Consider the following 23,239-nt stretch of genomic DNA (forward strand, 5'->3'; position numbering starts at 1 on the left):
TTGATGGATTTCATTCGCCCTTTTTAAAATAAATATAAAGGTGAATGGACATGGACAGCTCTTAATTGAGTTAAATAATTCATGGAAGTTAATCTATGCAATACACAAAAAAGTGTAAGCAAGGAACGGTTGCACTTGCTCTAACTGCATTATTCTCTTCACCCAGTTGGGCTGAGAGAAATAATAATGATGAGCAACCACCTGAATCTGCCTGGTCAAATTTGGGTGGCAGTTTATCGCTTTCTTACGACACAAACATCTACAATCCTGACGATTATCGCTCTGAGAGAAGTCTATCTTGGAGTGGCAGTTTAAATTATAGGTTCACGGATAATATTACTGGTTATTTATCGACTGGTGGTTATCGCGCCTACGAAAATCAAACTGGAGATTTTGCAACTGATTCTGTTATTGGTGCAAGTTATTCGGGTTTATATGAGTTTGGAGAAACTGGAAAAATAGGAGCGAGTGGGCAATTTACTATTCCCACCTCAGAAGCTTCGCGTAAAGACGAATTGCAAACAGCTTTTCGTATCGCAATACCTGTCTCATTGAAATCTTGGGGAGTTAATTTCTCAATTACTCCAAGACTACGAAAAAATTTCCACCATTACGAAACAATAGGTGGCCGCTCATTAACAGAGTGGACATTTTCTGTTTCATCGAGTGCAAGTAAATCTTGGGAATCATTAACACTCGGTATTTCAGCTCTCGGTGGAAATACAATTAGCTATCAGGGAACGAGGAGAAGTAGTTGGACATACGGGGGCTCATTATTTGGCTCTTACAGTATTTCCAAAAACTGGACCGCCTCTTTATCAGCATCAACATCTGGTGTTTATCAAGATGCTGAGCGAGGCACATTGGGAAATATTGACCTATTCGACCAAGACAATGCTTCTTACAGAGCAACCGTTACTTTCTCCTTCTAGAAATAAATAATAAGGACATATTATGATATTTAAGAGATTGGCACTGACGTCAGCAATTACCGCGGTACTAGCGGGTTGTGGAGCTGACGACCAAGATTATGACTACGTAGAGCGTAATGAACATGAGATTCAGGTTAAAGATCTGAAAACGGATGGTCGCTGGATTTATGCACCTACAACGGGTGCCGCACCACGCTTTGCGGTTACACAATTTCCATTCCTTCAAGGTATGGGGCGTTACGTAGAAGTTTGTTTTTCTCAGAATGGTCTAGAAGTGTTTGGCTATGATTCAAACCATCCTGAAAATATTTATCCAAAAGATTCAAATGGCTACTGTCTTCCTCTAAACGATGCTAATGGCAATCTAACAGGCACTGATGATCAGGTAGAATTTCCTCATATTATGACGATCCCTGGTGATTTTGCGCGTTATCAATGTAAGGAAGATTCATACGGTGACTGTACTAACGTAGAAGAAGTCGATCCAGATACAGGCTTAACGCTAGAGGGTTACAGAACCAACACGCACTACACGCCTAAGCCTTCAGAAGCGAAAGCCCTTGATATTAACTGGGATGAGCTTTACGGTTTAAAAGACGGCATTTCTCCAGTAGGGACCCCAGATGTTCTATCTTGGGAGTTTGACCCTAAAACAGGTGTGTTGAACTTTGAACTGGAACAGACGTTTTCTGTTGATTGGGACAAGATATCTCGTTATATGGATTGGGGAGCATTAGAAGAAGAGTTGGCGAAAGGCTCGTTTAAGTCTCGATTCTTCTACTCTCTTGTGCATGAAGACCAAGTCGCGAGTGCAGACTATAAACCTATTTTGTACCCAGTAGGGGATGAAAATGAAATCGGTTTCTTTGCTACAACGACTAAGAAGCTAGATCCAATTACCAATAAGTACAATGATGTTACTTATTTAAATCGTTTTAACCCAGAGCTTGAGTCGATCGAGTACTACTTATCGGATAACTTTTTCGAAGAGAAAAATGCGTCATTATTGAATGTTACTCTTGAAACAATTGATATGATGAACCAAACGCTAAATGTTATTGATCCAAATAACGGCAAGCCTTTATTGAAGATCGTAAACAAAACTGAAGCTGCAGGTATTCACGCTGGTGACTTACGCTACAATGTTATCCAATTAGTTGACGAACCTCTAAAAAATGGTCTACTTGGTTACGGACCATCTATTGCTCATCCGCAAACTGGTGAAATCATCAAGGCGCATGTCAACCAATATTCTGGTGTTGCACGAACAGGTGTCCCCTTCTATTGGGATAACATGGCTCGTTTTTACAACCGTTCGCAGTTAGCTGACAGTGGGTTGAGCTCTCGCGCAGATTCACCTGACGTTAGTGACCGCTCAGAAGTTCAATCTTTCAGAAAACTTGCTGAAACGGCAGCAATGTACAACTTAGATCATAGTCACGTTCATACTTCAGTAACTGAGCAAGAAGCAGAACATCTTGTTGAACTGCAAACGAAAGTCCAATCCCGCTTGCGTCCATCAGATCTAGTCGAAGTTACAGATGAAACACCACTTGAAGACGTTATTGTTGCTGAAGAGCAACGTTTACAGCTTTGGAGTGAAAATAACGTTTATCCAATAGAGGCAAGTTGGGTGTCTGCGAGTACCAAGGCGGTCATCGATAACCTTCCACTAACCGATGAAGGTTATTTTGAAATTGTCAAAGACGAAGGCGGCAATGAAGTTACTCGTACGTTGAAGTCTTGGAATGAACTCCCTGATAATCTGAAATCTGTAGCTGCAGATGCGATCACAGAAACAACTTATCGCAATACGTTAGTACATGAAATTGGCCACAATGTTGGCTTACGCCACAACTTCAAAGGTTCCCTTGATAGCGACAACTTCCTTACTCGTGAACAAGCTGATCGTTTAGGTATTGCAAATATACCAGCGTATAGTTCAACAATGGATTACGCTCCGAGCATGCTGGATGAAATCCCAACTTGGGGCTTGTATGATGTTGCAGCATTCAAGTTTGGCTATGGTCGTAAAGTCGATTTGATTAAGCCTTCCCCAGTGTCTGCTGCTGATTTGTCTACACCAGCAGGCCAACAAGCTCATGCTGATTCATTCTACGGCCAATATGGTCCTTCTCCAATTGTGGCTAATGGTAACTCCGCACCTCTTATAGAGTGTACGGAAACACAAATTGTAACCGATGGTTCAGGTCAGCCTACAGGTGATTCTGTTTATACCTGTGACTTTAGCAAACTCGATCAAGCTGCACTGGCAGGTGATGCTCGAGCTGAGCATGGCGCACTTTATTATCTTGAAGACGTATTGAATATCGATTCTCGTAAGAGCTACGCATTTTGTACTGATGGTAATGTGTCACTTAACAGTGATTGTAACCGTTTTGATGAAGGTACAACGCGTGAAGAAATTGTTCGTTATCAATGGCAGAATTACTTAGATAGCTACGATAGACGTAACGTTGGTCTATATAGCGATGGCCTTTATAACTCGGATTATCCGTCGTACATTGTGCGTCGTTTCCGTGAAATGAACGACATGCGTGATATGATCGAAGATTCAGAGCGTATCGATAGTATTTTCCATGACTATGGTGATGCATCGCCATCGCAAAAACCGACAGAGTTCTTGAACTTGTTGGCAAATAATCCGTCATATTGTACTTATTCTGAAGATCCAGCTGTGATGGCAAACAATAGTTGGCTATGTGATTACGCGTATGGTTCAAAGAAAGCTGCAGAGTTTTTCCTTGATGTTCTTCGTACACCGGAATCTCAATGTATCATTACAAATAGAAATGATGAGTTGGTTTCAGTATCACTTGGTGAGTCGTTGAATGCGTTGTCTTACATGATTCCTGCATCCTACAACTTGGCTGAAGCTAGCTGTTTTGATGACACAGCAACAGGTGTTCTGCAAAGCCTACACGGTGCTAAAGAAATTCATGCTGAAGCACTAAACTCTAAATACCTAAACTCTGTTGCATCTAATGATCCAGCAAATCCATACTCAAATGCCGTTTCTATTTTGGGTATGTGGCCAGATAAAGGTTTAGCAAGTTATATGCTTGCGCGTCGTTACTCATTCCGTTACACCGATGAAGAGCAATTTGCATCTCTATTAGATCTTCCAGGGGTAAAAGCGGAATATGATGCAATCATGGCACACTTAATTGCAGGTGAGCCGTTGAGCAATGGCGTTAAATTTGTTGATTCTGACGGTGTCGACTACACGATTCCTGCGTCATTAGATACAAACTTACATGTAACGCAGCTTATTGAATCTCTGCCTCCTATGCCAAGTGGAATAGGTTCGTTCTTCGACCTATCATCGACCGCACGTAAAGATGCATCGACTATGATCCTTGAAATGGGTACTCGTCGTATGCGAACTGATGACGTGACTTTTGCTGAAACCGCGTTGGCTCAACGCAATAGTCTAAGTAAGCAGCTAGACCGTTACGATATGATTCAAGGTGATGCGATTGAGGTTGTGATTGAAGGTCGTACCTATAAGATCACTAAAGACAATGCACTAGCAAACAAATTTGCTTCTCGTATGGTCACCTCAGAGGGGTACTCTTCTAAGGTAGCTCTTGATGGTACATCAGCAGATTCTTTGGATGCAGTCGTTGCTGCATGGGCACCAATAGCGGGTTTTTCTGAACGTTTCCATACACCAGCAGCCGCTCTTGATGCACCATTTGTTGAAGCTATTATAAATGTGTACAAAGCAGAAATCGAAGCAGGCCGTGTTGATCTATCAGATGGGCTGTCGAACGCAGAGTTCAATGGTGTGATTGGCGCTGTACTAGCTCAACCTGAAACAGTCTTTGATTCAGCAGCAGGAACAGTGACGCATAATGCGGGTAAAGTTCATAATATTAATGACGTTGTGTCAATTATCGACTTTACAATGGCTTATGTGAACTCAAACCTTGAAAATACTCTTCTGGCGGCGGCGTACCCTCTATACGAAGGTTACACGAATGCATCTGACACAGATAAGTTTGCTTGGACGTTACCATTAGCAACTATTAACGCTTACTTAACGGGCGATTATGCGAACATGATTGGTGAGGAATATCAGATTCTTCGCAAACTACCAGTACATTATGTGAACTAATTGAAAGGTAAGTACTATTAATAAACAAAGCCCTTAGTCATTGACTAAGGGCTTTTTAATTATTCATCGAATCGATTTAAACAGTCACTTTTTCTGAATAACTCGGCACACCACTATGAAACTTAAAGTCACCATCAGGGGTGGAGATAAGTTCTGCTTCTACACGGCCAAAAAACGCCACTCGCTCAGAGATATCTTTACCTGCAATTTCTTCAGCTAGTGTTAGGTAATCTTGATAGTGACGTGCTTCAGAGCGCAGCAAAGATACGTAAAACTTTGCGATATCTTCGTCCATGTGCGGAGCTAACTTAGCGAAACGCTCGCATGAACGAGCTTCAATATACGCACCAATGATCAGCTTATCGATCAATGTTTGTGGCTCGTAGGTTGCCATTTCTGCTAATAATCCCTTTGCGTAGCGACCTGCAAGAATGGGCTCAAAGGGGATATTGCGGCTTTCCATTATTTCGAGTACTTGATAGAAGTGATGAAGCTCTTCTTTAATTAGGAGCACCATTTTATCAATTAAGTCTTGGCTATATGGTGAATCCGACTTTGCCATAATGGCTTTAGAAATGTTGCTTTTACCTTTTAACGTCTCAAGGCTACCCGTTTTACGATAAGCAAAATCTTCATAAGGCTTAAACCAATCTAAAAGGTTATGTGCGCTTTCTTTATCAACTGCGTATTTACGAATCAAATACATGGCAGATTGGCCTGCTTTTAGCTCACACATTAAATGATCGATGAGAACGACATTTAAATTTTCTGGTCTTTTTGCTTCTTCTACCCATTCATCAGGAGTAGGGCACTGCAGAAACGCATTAATGGGTTCAAGCAATGAATCGTAATTTTTCAGGTCAATCATTACACACTTTATAAATAGAAAAGGCCGCATCAGCGACCTTTAGAAACGGAATATTAGGGATTATATTACCATTTTTTCTTTTCACCAAAGAGAACGTCCATATCATCTTGACGCTCTTTCTCTTCCATTTGATGAAGCTCTTCAGCATTGCGAGACACGCGGCTTTGTTCTAGGTCGTCGTACATAGCTTGGAGCTTTTCACGAGCTTGATTAGAGTAGCTGTCGTTCTTAGTACTAAGTGCATCAATCCCTTTACGCAAAAGCTGAACGGCAGTACCTGGTTGACCACGAGTGATAGAGTCGTTGGCACGCTTAATTACATTTTCAATGTTGATTCGTATTTGAATCGTTTCAAGACGCGCGTTTTCAGCGACATACTGCTGAGTTTCGAATCGGCCTTTGTTGTGCTCATTGCGAACAGTATCACGAAGGCGTTTCACGAGTTTTAGCATCATGATGGCTTGCTTATCACTGCTAGGAATTTTAAATGCAGTGCTCTCACCACCTTTATGGTTCTCTTCAAGCTGTTTTATCTGAGCTTTTACGTTTTCTACACGTTGCTCCAACTGCTTATTTCTAGGATCAAGCTCCGCCATATTTTGTAGTGCATCTAGAATTCGGACATTCAGACATACCAACAATTCTTTGCTGTATGGAAGATGGTGAGCGTGGCCGATAAGCTCTTCAGTCGCATCAATGATCTGCAAGTAGCGAGAGCTTTCTTGCTTTTTGGCTGTCTCGGCTTTGACTTTGTATTGCAACATAATGTTATAGCCAAGAACCAAGACCAGTAAGATGGCAATTAAAGCTATGATTAAACCAATATTCATAAATTCCGTATCTTATGTTTTCCGATGGCTAGCAGATAAGGATACACGATTCTACTCACCCTCTGCACTTATTTTCTATTTTCTATTATTGCCCAGTAGTTTGCATTTAGTAATTAAAAAACAAAATTAACCACTGATAATGAGTATTTGGTTGCAAAACGAACAGCTGAATTCACTCTCGGCTAAGTTTATGCGTCGGAATTGATGGCAGGGGTATCAATTTATCTTGAGAGGCGTTATAACTAAATATTATAAACTATGATGACATGCTCATAGTGCGTCGATAAGGGAGTTCGGGTCAGGAATGAAATTACAGCAATTGAAGTACATTGTTGAGGTCGTTAACCACAACTTAAACGTGTCAGCAACCGCTGAAAGCCTATACACCTCTCAACCAGGTATTAGTAAACAAGTACGATTACTTGAAGATGAGTTAGGTATCCAAATTTTTGAGCGTAGCGGTAAGCATTTGACACAAGTGACAGGTGCTGGTGAAGACATTATTCGCATTTCTCAAGAAATCTTAGCTCGCGTTGAGAGTATTAAAGCGGTAGCCGGTGAACATACTCATCCAGAGATGGGAACGTTAAATATCTCGACGACCCACACTCAGGCAAGGTATGCATTGCCTGATGTCATCAAAGGGTTCACTAATCGTTATCCAAAAGTCTCTTTGCACATGCATCAAGGTACGCCAAGCCAAATGTCTGAAGCGATTGCTAAGGGTACGGCTAATTTTGCGATTGCTACCGAAGCACTGCACCTTTATCAAGATGCAATCATGCTACCTTGTTACCACTGGAATCGTTCGATTGTGGTACCTAAAAACCACCCACTTGCGCAAAAAGAGCAGGTAACAATACAAGATCTTGCCTCTTATTCGCTAGTGACTTATGTGTTTGGTTTTACAGGCCGTTCTGAGTTGGACGCCGCGTTTAATCAACATGGCTTGACGCCTAGAGTTGTTTTCACTGCGACCGATGCTGATGTGATTAAAACTTATGTCCGAATGGGAATTGGGGTTGGAGTGATTGCAAGTATGGCAATTGATAAAGAGCAAGATACCGATTTAGTGGCCATTGATGCGAGCCATATCTTTGGCGCGAGCACGACTAGCATTGGTTTCCGCAGAGGTACGTTCTTGCGTTCTTACATGTTTGACTTTATGGAGCGTTTTGCACCGCATCTGACGCGTCCAGTGGTCGAGCAAGCGTTATCGCTGAAGTCGAATGCTGAAATCGAAGAGATGTTCAGAGATATCGAACTCCCAGTTCGCTAAGCGCTATTAAATCGAATCGCTTCCCTCTAAAATAGAGTTAGCCTAGGGGGAAGCATGAAACACCACTTTACATCACTCAATTCTTTACTTTTAACTTATCAAGACTTATGGCGCTTCGAACCTTTTTTACAAAGTGTTGATGAGCAACTGCCATGGATTTCGCAATACCCTCAACTTTGCCAATGGCTTTATTCACTAACTTATGAGCAGATAGATGCCTATAAAGCAGATAGTGAGTCATTACTTACTGCCATCACTCGTGTTCTCCCTGAACTTGCTGCTATTAAAAAGAACTCGCAACTAAAAAAGCTTACACTTTCTGGGTTACATCTGGAACGTGGCGTAGAAAGTGGAGTACCTGGCAGAAAGCTCGCGCAAGTTGTTTCAATGGGCGAGGCAGCTTTACAGCAGCACGAAGGACAGGAGTGGCTAGAGTGGTGCTCAGGAAAAGGCTTTTTAGGCCGAATATTAGCGAGCCAGAGCCAGCAAAAGGTTACCAGCTTCGAGTTTCAGCAGGCACTATGTGATGCAGGGCAGAGTGAAGCAAATAAGCAAAAACTACCAATGACGTTTATTCAAGGTGATGCGCTGGCAGAAAGTGCAAAACGAGCAATGAATTCGCGTCAGCATGCCGTTGCTCTACATGCTTGTGGTGATTTACATGTTTCTTTAATAAAAAAAGCGAGTAATGCTCAATTGCCCGCAATGACGATTTCGCCTTGTTGTTATCATCTTATTGAGGGGGAAAACTATCAACCACTATCAAGCTTCGGCCAGTCATCGGAACTGACGTTATCGAAAGCTGAGCTTCGTATTCCGCTGCAAGAAACGGTTACAGGTGGTGAGCGAGTAAAGCGCCATCGCTTTGAAGAAATGAGCTTTCGGCTTGGTCTTGATCTATTGTTGCGTCAAGTCTGCGGTTTTGAGCATTACGTACCGATTCCGAGCATTAAGAAATCATCATTGGCGGATGGCTTCCAATCTTTTTGTTTGTGGGCGACGAAGAAGAAGCAGATAGAGTTACCTGAAGTCGACTTTTTACATTTCCAACAGCTTGGAGAACAACGCTATTGGCATATGGAGAGGCTTAGCCTGGTTCAGCAAGTCTTCCGTCGTAGCCTTGAGTTGTGGTTAGTACTTGATAAGTCACTCTATATCGAAGAGCAAGGGTATCAGGTTGATATTGTGGAGTTTTGTGCCAAAGAGGTTACGCCACGTAACATCTTGATTTGCGCAACGAAAACGTAAATGTGCACAGCTCTTGTTTTGTTGAATTTTTGTTAAACCTTGCTTCCATTTTATACAGCTTATTGGTAATAATGATTGATGTGCACACATTTTGTGCAATTTAAATAACAATAGATAAATAATATCGCACACAACATCACCTCATTATTGCTGAAATCAAGGAGCTGAGATGAAAGCAGGAAAAGTTATGGCAGTGGCCATGTTAGCAGGAGCAGCATTACTCTCTTCAACCAGTATTATGGCGAAAACCGCAAGAGTGGCGGTTTCACAAATTGTTGAACATCCAGCGTTGGATGCAACTCGCCAAGGACTGATCGATGGTCTAAAAGAAAAAGGCTACGAGCAAGGTAAAAACTTAGAGTTCGATTATAAAACCGCGCAAGGTAACCCAGCGATAGCGGTTCAAATCGCTCGTCAATATGTCGGTGAGCAGCCAGATGTCTTGGTAGGTATAGCGACGCCGACAGCGCAAGCTCTTGTCTCCGCGACTCGTTCGATTCCTGTCGTTTTTACTGCCGTTACAGATCCTGTTGGGGCGAAGTTAGTGTCGAAAATGGCACAACCTGGTAAAAATGTCACAGGTCTTTCGGATCTCTCTCCAGTATCTCAACACGTTGAGCTCATTAAAGAAATCTTACCCAATGTGAAATCTATCGGTGTCGTTTTTAACCCCGGAGAAGCCAACGCCGTCACCTTAGTGAAGCTTCTAAAAGAGAGTGCTCAAGCGCAAGGGATCGAAGTCATTGAAGCTACCGCATTAAAAAGTGCTGATGTGATGTCAGCAACTCAAGCCATTGCTGAAAAATCAGATGTTATTTATGCGCCAACAGACAACACGGTAGCAAGTGCTATTGAAGGTATGATTGTGGCGGCAAATCAAGCGAAGACTCCAGTGTTTGGTGGCGCTACGTCTTATGTTGAGAAAGGTGCAATCGCGAGTCTTGGCTTTGATTACTATCAGGTAGGAGTGCAAACAGCGGATTACGTTGCCGCTATTTTAGAAGGTAATGAACCTGGTAAATTAGATGTGAAAGTAGCAAAAGGTTCCGATCTCGTTGTGAACTCAAATGCAGCGAAGCAGCTTGGTGTGACGGTTCCTGCTTCTGTATTAGACCGCGCAACCAGCGTTAAATAACCCTAAATATCTCGGAGAGCCAATCGTGCTCTCCATTTTTTTAAGCAGAAAAGGGAGTTTGTATGTCTGCTTTTGCATTTTTTGGTGCACTAGAGATAGGGTTACTGTACGGGCTCGTTGCTCTTGGAGTGTACCTGACGTTTCGTGTACTCGATTTTCCTGATCTCAGTGTTGATGGCAGCTTTCCTATGGGGGCCGCAGTGGCAGCGACTGCGATTGTCTCGGGAATCAATCCTTGGGTCGCAACAGGAATGGCGATCTTGGCGGGGGCTGCTACTGGATGGGTGACGGCATTTCTAGCGGTGCGATGCGGGATACTTCACCTTCTCGCTTCCATTCTCACTATGATTGCGGCTTTTTCTATCAATATCCGCATTATGGGACGCCCGAACATTGCGTTGCTAGGTGAAGAAACCATCCTGACACCATTTGAAGCTCTGGGCGATTCAATGCTGATCCGCCCTTTGATTGTAGGTGTGTTGGTTCTGATCTCCGCTTTGTTCGTCGTGCGGTTACTAAATAGCGATTTCGGATTAGGCTTGAGAGCGACTGGCGTGAATGCTCGTATGGTCTCGGCACAAGGCGCAAGCACTGCATTTTATACCTATTTCTGTTTGGCGTTGTCCAACGGGTTCGTTGGTTTTTCAGGAGCTTTATTTGCACAAACGAATAGCTTTGCTGATGTAACTTCTGGCGTCGGTACAATTGTTGTTGGCTTGGCGGCGGTGATTCTTGGTCAAACACTGATCCCAGGCAAGAAAATATGGGTAGCTGTCGTCGCAGTGATTTTAGGATCAGTTCTGTATCGATTAGCGGTTGCCTTTGCACTTAGTTCCGGCATGTTTGGCTTACAAGCATCAGATCTAAACTTGGTGACGGCTGTGTTGGTGGCTATTGCGTTGATTGCGCCAAAGTTAAAAGGAAACCTCAAAGCAAAAAAGGCTAACACGTCTGCAGCAGTAGGGCAGGCGACAGAGCGAAGCAAGTCAGGAGATGCAGTATGATTCGTCTTGAAAATATTCAGGTCACGTTTAATCCAGGAACAATTTTAGAAAACCAAGCGTTAAGAGGGGTTTCTCTTGAAGTGCCTGAGCATCAATTTCTGACGGTGATTGGCTCAAATGGTGCGGGTAAATCGACATTGTTAGGCGCAGTCACAGGTGAGACACCTATGATTGGCGGCAAAGTGATCATTGATGAGTTAGATGTGACGAAACAAAGCGTGGATCAGCGAGCTAAGCAGTGTGCGCGTGTTTTTCAAGATCCATTAGCAGGGACGTGTGGTGATTTGACTATCGAGGAGAATATGGCACTAGCCTATATGCGCGGTAAGCAGCGAGGCTGGAGTTTGTCTCTATCGAGTCAGCGTAGAAAACTGTTTCAAGAGCGAATCAGTATTCTTGGTTTAGGGCTTGAAGATAGGTTGGGGGACAGCATTGGTTTACTCTCCGGAGGTCAACGTCAGGCGGTGAGCTTAGTGATGGCCACATTATCAGATAGTAAATTACTGCTGCTCGATGAGCATACGGCTGCACTCGATCCTCGAATGGCAGCATTTATCATCAATTTAACTAAGAAAATTGTTAAAGAGTTTAATTTGACTGTCATGATGGTGACTCACTCAATGAAAGATGCCCTTGCGTGTGGTGATAGAACGGTTATGTTGCACCAAGGAGAGATAGTTCTAGATGTCGCTGGCGAACAGCGCGCAAATATGCAGGTGCCTGATTTGCTTGAGATGTTCACTAAAGTCAGAGGAGAAGAGTTGGCGGATGATAGTTTGTTGCTAAATTAAACTTTATTGACATTTTGATGGCTGAACTTGATAAAAATCTGTGACACAATCTCAATTAATATATCCAATGAGCCTATCTACTGCATTACATTATAGATAGGCTTTTTCATTCAAATTGATTTGAGGCGTTTGATGCACGTAAAAAGGCACTTTAGCTTAAGATTTGTATTTTTAGTGCCCTTGGTTTTATCCGCGGTCGTTTTTGCGTTAACGGTGAAAAACTACTACGACTCAGTAAATCGAGATATTGATGATGAGTACAATCGCATTCAAAGTACGTTAACGCGTGCAGCCAAAGTCATTACTGCGATTGATTACAGTTTTACCAACTACTCGAAAACGAAATACATTTTCTTGCTTGAGCACAATCATCAAATCATCAATGGTGTGTGTCAGATGTGGCCGATTGATGCGTTGTTGCTCGCGGATGGCCGCAATCTAAAAATGCCTGCCGTTGATATCAATTATATGCTTGTTGGGGATGCGGAGCTTTGTAACCCGGAGAGTACTGCTTATAAACGAGTCTCAGGCCAAGTTTCTTTAGCACCAGTCCTGTCGTTTATGCACGACATTGACCCTTCTTTGCTCGGTATCCACTACATAGACAAGGAAGGCTATATTATGTCTTCCCCTGATACCTATGCGAAAACCATTACCACTGAACTTCTTGATACAGTAAAAGCCCGCCCATTTTGGCAGCAAACCGCACAAAACCCAGAGTTAATTACCATTACAGGTCCTGCACCTATACCAGCATCAAGTGAACTGGTGATGAGTATGACTATGCCGGTCTATTCATTGGGTGATCATGAAGGTATGTTGTCACTCGATGTTAGCTATGAAAACCTGCTCAATACGCATGGGAAATTGGCGGGCACGTTAGGGATTCTGAATACATCAATGCTTTCCTTGCCCGAATCTGCGATGCGCGTATTACCATTGAGTATAGAAAGTGTTGCTGGAACTCATGTTCTTTACTACATGTTCGACTTACCCGGTGAAATCGGTAATTTCTTTTATTTTGAACGATATAGTTTGCTGGTGGTTGCGATTGTCTACATCTTCTCAGTTATTGTACTTTTCTTTATTAATACTCGAGTTGAACACAGTTACTTCAAAGAGCTAGCAGCAAAAGACTCCATGACGGGCCTTCTAAATCGACGAGGATTACAAGCTTTTCTTGAGAATACTCATCATCATAGGTATGTGGCGATTGCTGTGTTAGATATCGATGACTTTAAAGCGATTAACGATACGTTTGGCCATGATGTCGGGGATCGAGTGATTTCGTATATGGCCGACCAGATCTCGTATAGCATTCGTAGTAGTGATGCGGCTGCACGTATTGGTGGTGAAGAGTTCGTTATTTATATGAGCGGGTCAGACAATGAAGCGTTACAGAAAAGTATGTTGCGTGTTCAGCATGCCATAGGGGAGCGATCTTCAGAAGTCATCGAAAACGGCTTTACTGTGTCTGGTGGCGTTGAGATCGTAGATGGTCGTCATGCCAACGACTTTGAGTTACTGTTCAAAGCCGCTGACGAAAAACTCTATCAAGCAAAAACAACAGGTAAAGACAGACTGGTTTTTTAGCTTGCCGTGGTTAATAGCTGCTGCTGATATTGAGTAATGTACTCAACAATGGGCTGAGCTTTGTTGAAAGTGCGAATTTTTCGGAACAATTCCGCAGCCTCTGGGTAGTGTTGACGAAGATAGGCAAACCACTGTTTAACTCGATTTGGGTAATACAACCCTTTGTCGCCTTTCATCTCATATTGAGAGTAAACCAAAAGTAGCTCAACCACTTCGGCCCAAGGCATAGCTGCATGGTTATGTTTAACTACATTACCTAAGTTTGGTACGTTGAATGCGCCGCGGCACACCATTAACGAATCAACACCAGTGGTTTCTATACACGCTTGGCCATCAGCATAGTTCCAGATCTCGCCATTAGCGATCAATGGAATGGAAGAGCGCTGACGGATTTGGCCGATGTAATCCCATTTGATTTCACTTGCTTTGTAGCCACCTGATTTTGTGCGTGCGTGAACTGTTAGTTCATTTGCGCCCGCTTGCTCAATTGCATCGACAATCTCAAAGCAGTCATCTGGGTTTTCCCAACCAAGGCGAATCTTAGCCGTAACAGGAATATGGCTAGGCACAGCTTCACGGCATGATTTTACGATGTTGTGAATCAGCTCTGGGTGCTGTAATAGCGCCGCACCACCTTTGCTCTTATTGACCAGTTTTGCAGGGCAACCAAAGTTGAGGTCAATGCCTTTAGCCCCCAAGTCTGCTGCTTTAATAGCGTTTTTAGCCATCCAATGAGGATCTTGGCCGAGCAGTTGGATATGAACAGGCACGCCAGATTTGGTTTGCGAACCTTGTAGAAGTTCTGGACACAGGCGATGGAAGACGTGATCAGGCAGAAGCTGATCGACCACACGAACAAACTCCGTAACACACAAATCATAATCATTGATGTCAGTTAAAATCTCTCGCATCAAATGATCTAACACGCCCTCCATTGGGCCTAGAACTAATCGCATAAAAAACGCCTCTATTTAAGGAGGCGTGATTTTAGTAGTAAGTGATGAAAAAGTCACTGAATAGCTCAAATTGGCGACTTATCTATTTAGGTAATGGACGATCGTTACGGATTTCGAAACTGCCATCGAGTGGTTGATACTCGAGTTGCCAAACATTGGTCGTGTAGTCATTGATATTTGACTTGTAATAGTAATAGCAGGCGCCGGAACCTCGATACCAACTCACGACATCCGCATTGGCATTGTTTTCTAAAATCGGGTCACTATGTACTTCGACGGTTAAGTCTGTTTGCAACAAGCTTTCCCATAGCTCAGGGCAGTCAGGTTTAGTTGGGTCAAGAGCATCAACATTTCTTGGATAGCCTGTGTCTGATGGAAAGACATTTCCACCAGCATAACCTTCAACGGCTCCACTAGGCTCTCCTTCGACTAGCCACATTGAGTGATACATTTCGGTTGCATTAATGAAGGCAGAAAATGCGGTTCTTGCCCGGTTGTCGTGTGCGTCTTGCTGAAAATTAAGAAAGCGAGGTAGCGCAGTAACGGATAGGACACCCAGAATAACAATCACAACAACCAGTTCAATGAGAGTAAAACCTTTGGCACGATAATTATTCATAAAGACCCCAGACCACTTATAAACAGGGAGAAAATTGATTAACACATCTATAAGTTTGCGCCTTAAATATCTTTTTTCCAAGAGAGTAAAGTCAGATTACGGTAAGAATAGAAAGGCACTGGAAAAAGAGAAGGCTAGTTACTAACTCCGTATAACTAGCCGAGACTACAAATTTGTCTAAACACCACAAGGAGAAGGAGATCGAGTCAGGGAGGAAAGTCTCGAAGTGACCTATTGCCTTGCATAGGGTTATAATGCGTGCGTTATCAGTTAAACACTAGAAGTGAATGATGAAGTATCAATTACTGACACTGTCAGACTCAATAAGTATCGAATCTCCGTTTTTCTTGGAAGGTTTATGTCTTGCTGCCAATATGGCCACTAAGCCACTCGGCCCAGAAACATGGTTAGGCAACGTATTCACTGAGCAGGCGCAAGCAGCAAGAAAACCTGTTGAAGAACATATTACCCAGCAGTATAGCTATCTTAAAAGCAATGAGTACTCACTTTTGTCCTTGCTTAACGAACAAGATAAAGCAGAGCAGTTAGCGGATGTGGCTGAAGGGTTTATGACATTATGGCCAACAGTGGAAGAGCTGTGGCAAGATGTGCAAATAGGTGACGGTACGATTCGTATGCTTCAAGCGCTACTGACATCATTTATGCTAGCGATTGACGAGCAGCAAACTCAGCAGCAAATGCGCGAAGCCGGTATTGAAACACCACCAGCTCTTAGCGATTTTATTGAACAGCTTGACTTAATGATTGTTGAAGTCGCACAGGCGGCGGATGAAGCGATGGTAGGGGCTAAGTCACAGAGCGTGAACCCATACAAAGCGATTGGACGTAACGATGAATGCCTTTGTGGCAGCGGTCGAAAGTTCAAACAGTGCTGTGGAAAATAGAACAAAGTTAACTTTATTCGGTCAAACCATGGTTCGAACAAAGTTATAACCTTGGTTATTGCGCTAAATTACAGGATAACGAAAGAATGAAAAAACTGGCCGCACTGCTATTTATGAGCTTTTCAGTGTTTGCAGCACCAAAAGACGAATTAAACCAGCGTTTACAACAAACAGATGGTTTTAGTGCTGACTTCAGCCAGCAAGTGACAAGTCCAGATGGCGATGTCGTGATGGAAGGAGAAGGCACGGTGGAGATTTCTCGCCCAAGCTTATTCCGTTGGACAACGACACTGCCTGATGAAAATGTCCTGGTCTCTGATGGTAAAAGCCTTTGGTATTACAGTCCGTTCATTGAGCAAGTGAGCATCTACTGGCAAGAACAAGCAACAGAGCAAACGCCATTTGTTCTTCTAACTCGAAACCGAGCGAGTGACTGGGATAACTATAAGGTTACTCAACAAGGTGACATCTTTACTCTTGTCCCAACCGCTGCGGATACCAATCAAGGTAACTTTAAGTTAGAAATTGATGAAAAAGGCGCAGTGAAAGGCTTTAGTGTTATTGAACAAGATGGTCAACAAAGTGCTTTCAAATTCAATAGTATTAACTTGAACAAACCTAAAGCAGATCGCTTCACCTTTACTATCCCAGAAGGGGTAGAGGTTGACGATCAAAGGAACTAACAATAGTGAGTAACTACTCGTTTGATTTTACAGGGGACGAAGATTTTCGTCCCCTTGCTGCTAGAATGCGCCCGCAAACGTTGGATCAATATATTGGCCAGCAGCACATTCTTGGTGTCGGTAAGCCGCTAAGACGTGCGTTAGAGGCGGGTCACATCCACTCAATGATCTTGTGGGGGCCACCAGGCACCGGTAAAACGACGCTAGCAGAAGTGGCTGCAAATTATGCCAATGCGGAAGTTGAACGAGTATCAGCGGTAACATCTGGCGTAAAAGAGATACGAGCGGCCATTGAGAAAGCGCGAGAAAACAAACTCGCTGGTCGTCGTACTATTTTATTCGTAGACGAGGTGCATCGCTTTAACAAATCTCAGCAAGACGCTTTTCTACCTCATATTGAAGATGGAACCGTTACTTTTATTGGTGCGACGACGGAAAATCCTTCCTTTGAACTCAATAACGCTTTGCTGTCACGCGCGCGAGTGTACAAACTAACCTCATTGGCGAAAGAAGATATTCGTCAGGCACTTGAACAGGCAGTGAATGATGAAGAGCGTGGGCTCGGTGATGTCAGTGCTGAATTTGTTGACAACGTTTTAGACCGTTTGTCAGAGCTGGTTAATGGTGACGCAAGAATGTCGCTTAACTATCTTGAATTGCTCTACGACATGGCTCAAGAAGACGAACAAGGCGTTAAGCAAATTACATTGCAACTGCTTGCCGAAGTGGCGGGTGAAAAAGTATCGCGCTTTGATAATAAAGGCGACATTTGGTACGACTTGATTTCGGCGGTACATAAGTCGATTCGCGGTTCAAACCCTGATGCGGCACTCTATTGGTCAGCAAGAATGATTGCTGCAGGATGCGACCCTTTATATATCGCAAGACGCTTACTGGCGATAGCCTCGGAAGATATAGGTAATGCGGATCCAAGAGCTATGCAGATTGCGCTTTCTGCGTGGGATTGCTTTACTCGTGTTGGGCCTGCGGAAGGTGAGCGAGCGATTGCTCAAGCGATTGTCTATTTGGCTTGCGCGCCAAAAAGTAACGCGGTTTACACAGCGTGGAAACAAGCCTTAACCGATGCGCATAATTTACCGGAATATGAAGTACCTCCTCACCTTCGTAATGCACCAACCAATTTGATGAAAGATCTCGGCTATGGCGCAGAATATCGTTACGCCCATGATGAACCAGGAGCGTATGCAGCTGGTGAGAAGTACTTACCGCCAGAAATGGGTGAGACTCGCTACTATCAACCGACAAATCGCGGCTTAGAAACCAAAATTGGCGAAAAGTTAGATTACTTGGCTAGTTTAGACGCAAAAAGCCCACAAAAGCGCTATGAATAAGCGAGCATTTTAGATACATTTATCCAATTATCCCTTCATACTTGAAGCCGCAGCTTTGTTAACTGCACCAATTCACCGGAAGCCGGCCGCCCTAATCACATAGAGCTCCTATGCTCATTGGGCTGAATTGATTTGTTGCCGCGCTGCAACTCCAATTATTTTGGGAACTATTTATTAGCGTTTGAGCAAGATGTTCGAGCGCGATTTCACAACTAAAAAAGCATAGGATTAACAATGCTGGATTCTAAATTACTTCGTACAGAGCTGGATGAAACAGCTGCAAAACTAGCACGTCGTGGCTTTAAGCTAGACGTAGAGACAATCCGTACACTTGAAGAACAACGTAAGTCGATTCAAGTAGAAGTTGAAAATTTACAATCCACGCGTAACTCCATCTCCAAGCAGATTGGCCAAAAAATGGCGGCTGGCGATAAAGAAGGCGCAGAAGAGATCAAAAAGCAAATCGGTACACTTGGTAGCGATCTAGATGCGAAAAAAGTTGAACTTGACGCGGTTATAGCACAACTTGAAGAGATCACTCTTTCTGTTCCTAACTTACCAGCTGACGATGTGCCAGACGGTAAAGACGAAGAAGATAACGTTGAGATCTCTCGTTGGGGTGAACCAAAAACTTACGACTTCGAACTAAAAGATCACGTTGATCTTGGTGAGATGGGCGGCGGTCTTGATTTTGCTAGCGCAACAAAAATTACAGGCGCGCGCTTCATCGTAATGAAAGGCCAATTTGCTCGTTTACACCGTGCAATTGCTCAGTTCATGCTAGACCTTCACACTGAAGAGCACGGCTACTCTGAGATGTACGTACCGTACCTAGTGAATTCTGACAGCCTATTTGGTACAGGTCAGCTACCTAAATTTGGTAAAGACCTATTCCACACAGAGCCGCTAGAAGAAAAAGTAAACGATGAAGAGCCACGTAAACTGTCTCTGATCCCAACAGCAGAAGTACCAGTAACGAACATGGTTCGTGACACGATTTCTGACGAAGCGGATCTACCACTTAAGATGACAGCGCACACACCATGTTTCCGTTCTGAAGCGGGTTCTTACGGTCGTGATACTCGTGGTCTTATCCGTATGCACCAGTTCGATAAAGTTGAACTAGTTCAAATCACGAAGCCAGAAGATTCAATGGCAGCACTTGAAGAGCTAACAGGCCACGCTGAGAAGGTTCTTCAGCTTCTAGAGCTTCCTTACCGTAAAGTGGTTCTATGTACTGGTGACATGGGCTTCGGCGCTCGTAAAACTTACGATCTAGAAGTTTGGGTTCCTGCTCAAGAGACTTACCGTGAAATCTCTTCTTGTTCAAACATGTGGGATTTCCAAGCACGTCGCATGCAAGCACGTTTCCGCCGTAAAGGTGAGAAGAAACCTGAGCTAGTACACACACTAAACGGTTCTGGTCTAGCTGTAGGTCGTACTATGGTTGCGATTCTTGAAAACAATCAAGAAGCAGACGGTCGCATCGCTATCCCGACTGTACTTCAGAAGTACATGGCTGGCGCAACGCACATCGGCTAATCGAAAGAACAGTTCGTTAGAACATTAATAGATGAAAGGCGACTCATTGAGTCGCCTTTTTTTGTTTGTCAGCTCAGTAATTAGTAATAAAAAAGCCAGCAATGAATGCTGGCTTTTCCATTATTCAATCCGAGTTAAATACTCATCTCACCACGCAGAACTTGCTGCATTTTGACCTTCACTTGTTCGTAAGAAAGATCTTGGCTTAGTAGGTAATGAAGTTTCGCTAACGCAGCTTCTGGTGTCATATCGTAACCACTGATGACGCCAGCTTCTGCTAGTGCACAGCCTGTCGCGTAACCACCCATATTCACTTTACCTGCTAGACACTGAGTCAAGTTTACCACAATGACACCACGCTCTGATGCATCTTTTAAATGGCTAAGTAGCTCTGGGTTCTGCGGAGCGTTACCCACACCAAAAGTCAGCAGGATCATTGCATTCACAGGTTGTAGCAAAGTATTGCGAATCACTTCGTGGGAAATACCAGGATACATGGTGATGACGCCGATCGGTTGTGGCGTAATATCATGGACTTTAAATTCACCGGCTGGTGTTTCACCTACTTTGATGTCATTGCTGATTTGAATATTGATACCCGCTTCCAAAAGTGGTGGAAGGTTAGGTGAGGTAAAGGCATTAAAACCATCAGCGTGCGACTTAGTACTGCGATTACCACGCATCAACTTGTTATTGAAGAATAAGGTTACTTCATTTATTGGGTAGTTGGCCGCAATATGTAGAGCGTTAAGTAGGTTCGCTTGACCATCAGAACGCAGCTCTGCTAGTGGGATTTGCGAGCCAGTAACAATGACTGGTTTGCCTAGGTTTTCAAGCATAAAGGACAGAGCAGAGGCGGTGTAAGCCATCGTATCTGTACCGTGCAGAATGACGAAACCATCATATTTGTCATAGTTTGCACGAATATCATCCGCAATTTGCTGCCAGTCTTTCGGCGTCATGTCTGAAGAGTCGATGAGTGGCTCGTATTCATGGATGGTGAATTCAGGCATCTCAGGGCGGTGAAACTCAGGCATGCTTGCCAGTTGTTTTTCCATGAAGCCAGCTACAGGAACATAGCCATGATCATGCGACTTCTGCATACCAATGGTGCCGCCTGTATAAGCGATATAGATATGTTTTCTTGCCATTGTTTAGAAACCAGTGATTGTAGGGGGAACAGAGCGGGGGATTATAGCTTAATCGCGCCTAATAAAAAGGGGCATCCCGCACAGGAACACCCCTTAATTATAGCCTGGTAAGATAATGTACTGTTAAGTATCTACTTTGCAGTCAATTTCTGATTATTTATTGCACCAAGCAGTTTAAACAGAATGCATATTGACCTTTGGGGTCATTAAAGCTCTGTAGCATATCCGCATCTGCTGCTACTTGGCTAACCACAGGTTGCAGTGCTGGTGGAATGTAGGTAGAGACATCGATGCCTACCGATACTTTCACTTGATTCATGATATCTTGAATAAACTGCTGAGCAGGGCTTAACGGCTCTTCGATCCAGTAGATGTTGTATGACTCGACTTTAGCAAGCTCAGCTGCGAGCTTAACCGCATCATCGAAGTCACCGATGTTATCTACCAAGCCAAAGTTCAGTGCATCTTGTCCTGTCCAGACGCGACCTTGAGCAATTTTATCTAGCTCCGGTTGAGGGATATCACGGTTACTGCTCACCAGGTTGGTAAATCGCTTGTAGCCATGCTCAATACCAAGTTGGAAAGCTTGCGCCGCACCTTCTGATAGCCCAGTTGTGATACCTACATCAGAGAAAGGTGAAGTACCAACACCGTCGGTGTAGACGCCTAGTTCGTTTAATCCTTTCTCAAAGGTGGTGATTACACTAAAGATACCAATAGAGCCTGTCAGAGTTGTTGGCTGAGCAACAATGCGATCTGCGCTCATTGAAATCCAGTAACCGCCAGAGGCAGCTAAGCTCGACATTGAGGCAACAACAGGTTTGCCCGCTTCTTTTAGCGCTTCGATCTCATTTCGAATCACTTCTGAAGCAAAAGCACTGCCTCCCGGGCTGTCAACACGAAGTACAACGGCTTTCACTTTGTCGTCGTTACGAGCTTGACGCAGCAGCGAGGCAACCGTATCGCCACCGACAGTGCCACGAGGTTGTGAACCGTCCATAATTGCGCCACTCGCCACCACTACAGCGATATCATCTGAAGCGATATCGAAGCTAGGTGTCATGGTTGGTAGGTAATCGTAGTAGCTGATGTGGTTGTAGCTGTCTTCGCCATTGCTACCAAAGACTTCAATCATTTCTCTACGCACTTGCTGACGAGTCGCCAGTTCATCGACTAAACCAACGTTTTTCGATAGTGCGGCTAAATCGCCATCATTTTGCTTCAATAGAGCCAAGAATTGATCCATGTTGAGGTTCAGTGACTCTGGCGTGATTTCACGATTAGTAGCAATATCATCGACGAAAGCGCCCCAAAGCTGCCCTAACCAGCGCGATGCGGACTCTTTCGCTTCATCCGACATATCATTGCGAACAAAAGGCTCAATCGCTGATTTATAGGTGCCAACTCTAAATACGTGCGTATTCACGTTGAGTTTTTCTAGCAAGGTTTTGTAGTAGAGTGAGTAAGAGCTATAACCCTTCAGCATCACGGCACCGTCTGGCGCTAGATAGATTTTGTCTGCGTAACTCGCTAAGTAGTACTGGCTTTGGTTGTAGAAGTCACCTACAGCGTAAATGGGTTTGCCTGATGCTTTAAACTCGTTCAGTGCTTTGGCAATGTAGCGCAATTTAGTCAGATTGGTTTCCGGTAGGTCGCCTAACGCCAGCACTAGTCCGCTGACCTTTTCATCATCTTTCGCGTATCGCAGGGTATCAACAATATCAAACAGCACATTTTCTTTCGGTAGATCTTTACCGATCAGAGAGCCGGTAACCGAATCCATTGGGTTGACGTAATTTGGCTGCTCAACTATTGGGCCTGACAAGTTGAGAATCAAAGCTGATTCAGTGGGTACCGTTGGCGCTTCACTTTCCGCATGAAAGTAAACGAAGTAGATGATGGCTACGGTCGCTATAAAAAATAAATTAGTCAGAGCCAGTCGAGCAAAGGTGATGAGTTTCCAAATCCCTTTGAAGAACAGGCCGATGAACTTAAATAGTTTTTTCATTTAAACTCCGCTGCGTGACCGCAGGTTAAGGCTTATCCGCTGTAAGACCTTATAAATCCAGAAAAGTTACATCCTACTGAAACTAGTATACGCAAACAACCGTAAGATTGATCGGTGTTACAAAAATGTAAACACTTGTTTGATTTATATTACAACTAAGATTATTGTGGTCAGACCAGAATAATTAACTAAAGTGATGTCT

Annotated in this window: 18 protein-coding genes; 12 read left to right on the top strand and 6 right to left on the bottom strand. The window is 43.6% G+C overall.

Annotated features, from left to right (window positions below):
• The first annotated feature begins 95 nt into the window (after window positions 1–95).
• Window positions 96–932 carry a hypothetical protein gene (locus GVO60_RS05485; RefSeq protein ID WP_159651699.1) on the top strand — a complete coding sequence of 279 codons (837 nt, stop codon included), beginning with the start codon at window positions 96–98 and terminating at the stop codon, window positions 930–932.
• A gap of 22 nt (window positions 933–954) precedes the next feature.
• A complete protein-coding gene (locus tag GVO60_RS05490; protein ID WP_159651701.1) occupies window positions 955–5,073 on the top strand; it encodes a zinc-dependent metalloprotease in 4,119 nt (1,372 codons plus the stop codon).
• 76 nt (window positions 5,074–5,149) lie between these two features.
• On the opposite strand, the gene miaE is transcribed toward GVO60_RS05490, so the two are convergent.
• Both miaE and GVO60_RS05500 read right to left on the bottom strand, forming a co-directional pair.
• Window positions 5,150–5,941: a tRNA isopentenyl-2-thiomethyl-A-37 hydroxylase MiaE gene (gene miaE / locus GVO60_RS05495; protein WP_159651703.1), complete on the bottom strand. Its 792-nt coding sequence runs from the start codon at window positions 5,939–5,941 to the stop codon at window positions 5,150–5,152.
• A gap of 65 nt (window positions 5,942–6,006) precedes the next feature.
• A complete protein-coding gene (locus tag GVO60_RS05500) occupies window positions 6,007–6,771 on the bottom strand; it encodes a DNA repair protein (protein ID WP_159651705.1) in 765 nt (254 codons plus the stop codon).
• A 304-nt stretch (window positions 6,772–7,075) separates the two neighbouring features.
• Between GVO60_RS05500 and cysB the strand changes: the two genes are divergently transcribed.
• From cysB to GVO60_RS05530, 6 genes are all read left to right on the top strand, one after another.
• The gene (gene cysB, locus GVO60_RS05505; RefSeq protein WP_159651707.1) at window positions 7,076–8,050 is read left to right on the top strand and encodes an HTH-type transcriptional regulator CysB; all 975 of its coding nucleotides are present in this window, start codon (window positions 7,076–7,078) and stop codon (window positions 8,048–8,050) included.
• Between the two features lie 54 nt (window positions 8,051–8,104).
• Entirely contained in the window at window positions 8,105–9,298 is a 1,194-nt protein-coding gene (locus GVO60_RS05510) for a methyltransferase (protein ID WP_159651709.1), read from the top strand.
• A 169-nt stretch (window positions 9,299–9,467) separates the two neighbouring features.
• Window positions 9,468–10,433, top strand: coding sequence for an ABC transporter substrate-binding protein (locus GVO60_RS05515; RefSeq protein ID WP_159651711.1), 966 nt, complete (start codon window positions 9,468–9,470; stop codon window positions 10,431–10,433).
• Window positions 10,434–10,495: 62 nt separating this feature from the next.
• Complete coding sequence (locus GVO60_RS05520; RefSeq protein WP_159651712.1) at window positions 10,496–11,437, top strand: ABC transporter permease; 942 nt, start codon at window positions 10,496–10,498, stop codon at window positions 11,435–11,437.
• Window positions 11,434–12,228 carry an ABC transporter ATP-binding protein gene (locus tag GVO60_RS05525; RefSeq protein ID WP_159651714.1) on the top strand — a complete coding sequence of 265 codons (795 nt, stop codon included), beginning with the start codon at window positions 11,434–11,436 and terminating at the stop codon, window positions 12,226–12,228. The genes GVO60_RS05520 and GVO60_RS05525 overlap by 4 nt, the downstream gene beginning before the upstream one ends.
• A gap of 132 nt (window positions 12,229–12,360) precedes the next feature.
• Complete coding sequence (locus GVO60_RS05530; protein WP_159651716.1) at window positions 12,361–13,821, top strand: sensor domain-containing diguanylate cyclase; 1,461 nt, start codon at window positions 12,361–12,363, stop codon at window positions 13,819–13,821.
• Here the strand turns inward: GVO60_RS05530 and dusC are convergent.
• Entirely contained in the window at window positions 13,818–14,777 is a 960-nt protein-coding gene (dusC, locus tag GVO60_RS05535) for a tRNA dihydrouridine(16) synthase DusC (protein ID WP_159651718.1), read from the bottom strand. The two genes, GVO60_RS05530 and dusC, sit on opposite strands and share 4 nt — an antisense overlap.
• Before the next feature lie 82 nt (window positions 14,778–14,859).
• Window positions 14,860–15,396, bottom strand: coding sequence for a prepilin-type N-terminal cleavage/methylation domain-containing protein (locus GVO60_RS22660; protein ID WP_159651720.1), 537 nt, complete (start codon window positions 15,394–15,396; stop codon window positions 14,860–14,862).
• Window positions 15,397–15,686: 290 nt separating this feature from the next.
• On the opposite strand from GVO60_RS22660, the gene GVO60_RS05545 reads away from it, so the two are divergent.
• From GVO60_RS05545 to serS, 4 genes are all read left to right on the top strand, one after another.
• On the top strand, window positions 15,687–16,301 hold the full coding sequence (locus GVO60_RS05545; protein WP_159652424.1) for an SEC-C metal-binding domain-containing protein: 615 nt from the start codon (window positions 15,687–15,689) through the stop codon (window positions 16,299–16,301).
• 86 nt (window positions 16,302–16,387) lie between these two features.
• A complete protein-coding gene (gene lolA / locus GVO60_RS05550; RefSeq protein WP_159651722.1) occupies window positions 16,388–16,984 on the top strand; it encodes an outer membrane lipoprotein periplasmic chaperone LolA in 597 nt (198 codons plus the stop codon).
• A 5-nt stretch (window positions 16,985–16,989) separates the two neighbouring features.
• Entirely contained in the window at window positions 16,990–18,336 is a 1,347-nt protein-coding gene (locus GVO60_RS05555) for a replication-associated recombination protein A (RefSeq protein ID WP_159651724.1), read from the top strand.
• Between the two features lie 234 nt (window positions 18,337–18,570).
• Complete coding sequence (serS, locus tag GVO60_RS05560) at window positions 18,571–19,878, top strand: serine--tRNA ligase (RefSeq protein ID WP_159651726.1); 1,308 nt, start codon at window positions 18,571–18,573, stop codon at window positions 19,876–19,878.
• A 134-nt stretch (window positions 19,879–20,012) separates the two neighbouring features.
• On the opposite strand, the gene ansA is transcribed toward serS, so the two are convergent.
• Together ansA and sppA are read right to left on the bottom strand one after the other, a co-directional pair.
• Window positions 20,013–21,029, bottom strand: coding sequence for an asparaginase (ansA, locus tag GVO60_RS05565; protein ID WP_159651728.1), 1,017 nt, complete (start codon window positions 21,027–21,029; stop codon window positions 20,013–20,015).
• A 157-nt stretch (window positions 21,030–21,186) separates the two neighbouring features.
• Window positions 21,187–23,037, bottom strand: a complete 1,851-nt coding sequence (gene sppA, locus GVO60_RS05570; protein WP_159651730.1) for a signal peptide peptidase SppA — start codon at window positions 23,035–23,037, stop codon at window positions 21,187–21,189.
• Between the last annotated feature and the right edge of the window lie 202 nt (window positions 23,038–23,239).

Origin of the sequence: Vibrio atypicus (assembly GCF_009811315.1) — a bacterium.
GTDB classification, from domain to species: domain Bacteria; phylum Pseudomonadota; class Gammaproteobacteria; order Enterobacterales; family Vibrionaceae; genus Vibrio; species Vibrio atypicus.

Excerpts from the sequence above, each read along its gene's own strand:
- GVO60_RS05490 (WP_159651701.1), top strand. The coding sequence starts at position 955 with ATGATATTTAAGAGATTGGCACTGACGTCAGCAATTACCGCGGTACTA.
- serS (WP_159651726.1), top strand. The coding sequence starts at position 18,571 with ATGCTGGATTCTAAATTACTTCGTACAGAGCTGGATGAAACAGCTGCA.
- GVO60_RS05500 (WP_159651705.1), bottom strand. The coding sequence starts at position 6,771 with ATGAATATTGGTTTAATCATAGCTTTAATTGCCATCTTACTGGTCTTG.
- GVO60_RS05510 (WP_159651709.1), top strand. The coding sequence starts at position 8,105 with ATGAAACACCACTTTACATCACTCAATTCTTTACTTTTAACTTATCAA.
- GVO60_RS22660 (WP_159651720.1), bottom strand. The coding sequence starts at position 15,396 with ATGAATAATTATCGTGCCAAAGGTTTTACTCTCATTGAACTGGTTGTT.
- cysB (WP_159651707.1), top strand. The coding sequence starts at position 7,076 with ATGAAATTACAGCAATTGAAGTACATTGTTGAGGTCGTTAACCACAAC.
- dusC (WP_159651718.1), bottom strand. The coding sequence starts at position 14,777 with ATGCGATTAGTTCTAGGCCCAATGGAGGGCGTGTTAGATCATTTGATG.
- GVO60_RS05520 (WP_159651712.1), top strand. The coding sequence starts at position 10,496 with ATGTCTGCTTTTGCATTTTTTGGTGCACTAGAGATAGGGTTACTGTAC.
- miaE (WP_159651703.1), bottom strand. The coding sequence starts at position 5,941 with ATGATTGACCTGAAAAATTACGATTCATTGCTTGAACCCATTAATGCG.
- GVO60_RS05515 (WP_159651711.1), top strand. The coding sequence starts at position 9,468 with ATGAAAGCAGGAAAAGTTATGGCAGTGGCCATGTTAGCAGGAGCAGCA.
- sppA (WP_159651730.1), bottom strand. The coding sequence starts at position 23,037 with ATGAAAAAACTATTTAAGTTCATCGGCCTGTTCTTCAAAGGGATTTGG.
- GVO60_RS05525 (WP_159651714.1), top strand. The coding sequence starts at position 11,434 with ATGATTCGTCTTGAAAATATTCAGGTCACGTTTAATCCAGGAACAATT.
- ansA (WP_159651728.1), bottom strand. The coding sequence starts at position 21,029 with ATGGCAAGAAAACATATCTATATCGCTTATACAGGCGGCACCATTGGT.
- GVO60_RS05485 (WP_159651699.1), top strand. The coding sequence starts at position 96 with ATGCAATACACAAAAAAGTGTAAGCAAGGAACGGTTGCACTTGCTCTA.
- lolA (WP_159651722.1), top strand. The coding sequence starts at position 16,388 with ATGAAAAAACTGGCCGCACTGCTATTTATGAGCTTTTCAGTGTTTGCA.
- GVO60_RS05545 (WP_159652424.1), top strand. The coding sequence starts at position 15,687 with ATGAAGTATCAATTACTGACACTGTCAGACTCAATAAGTATCGAATCT.
- GVO60_RS05530 (WP_159651716.1), top strand. The coding sequence starts at position 12,361 with ATGCACGTAAAAAGGCACTTTAGCTTAAGATTTGTATTTTTAGTGCCC.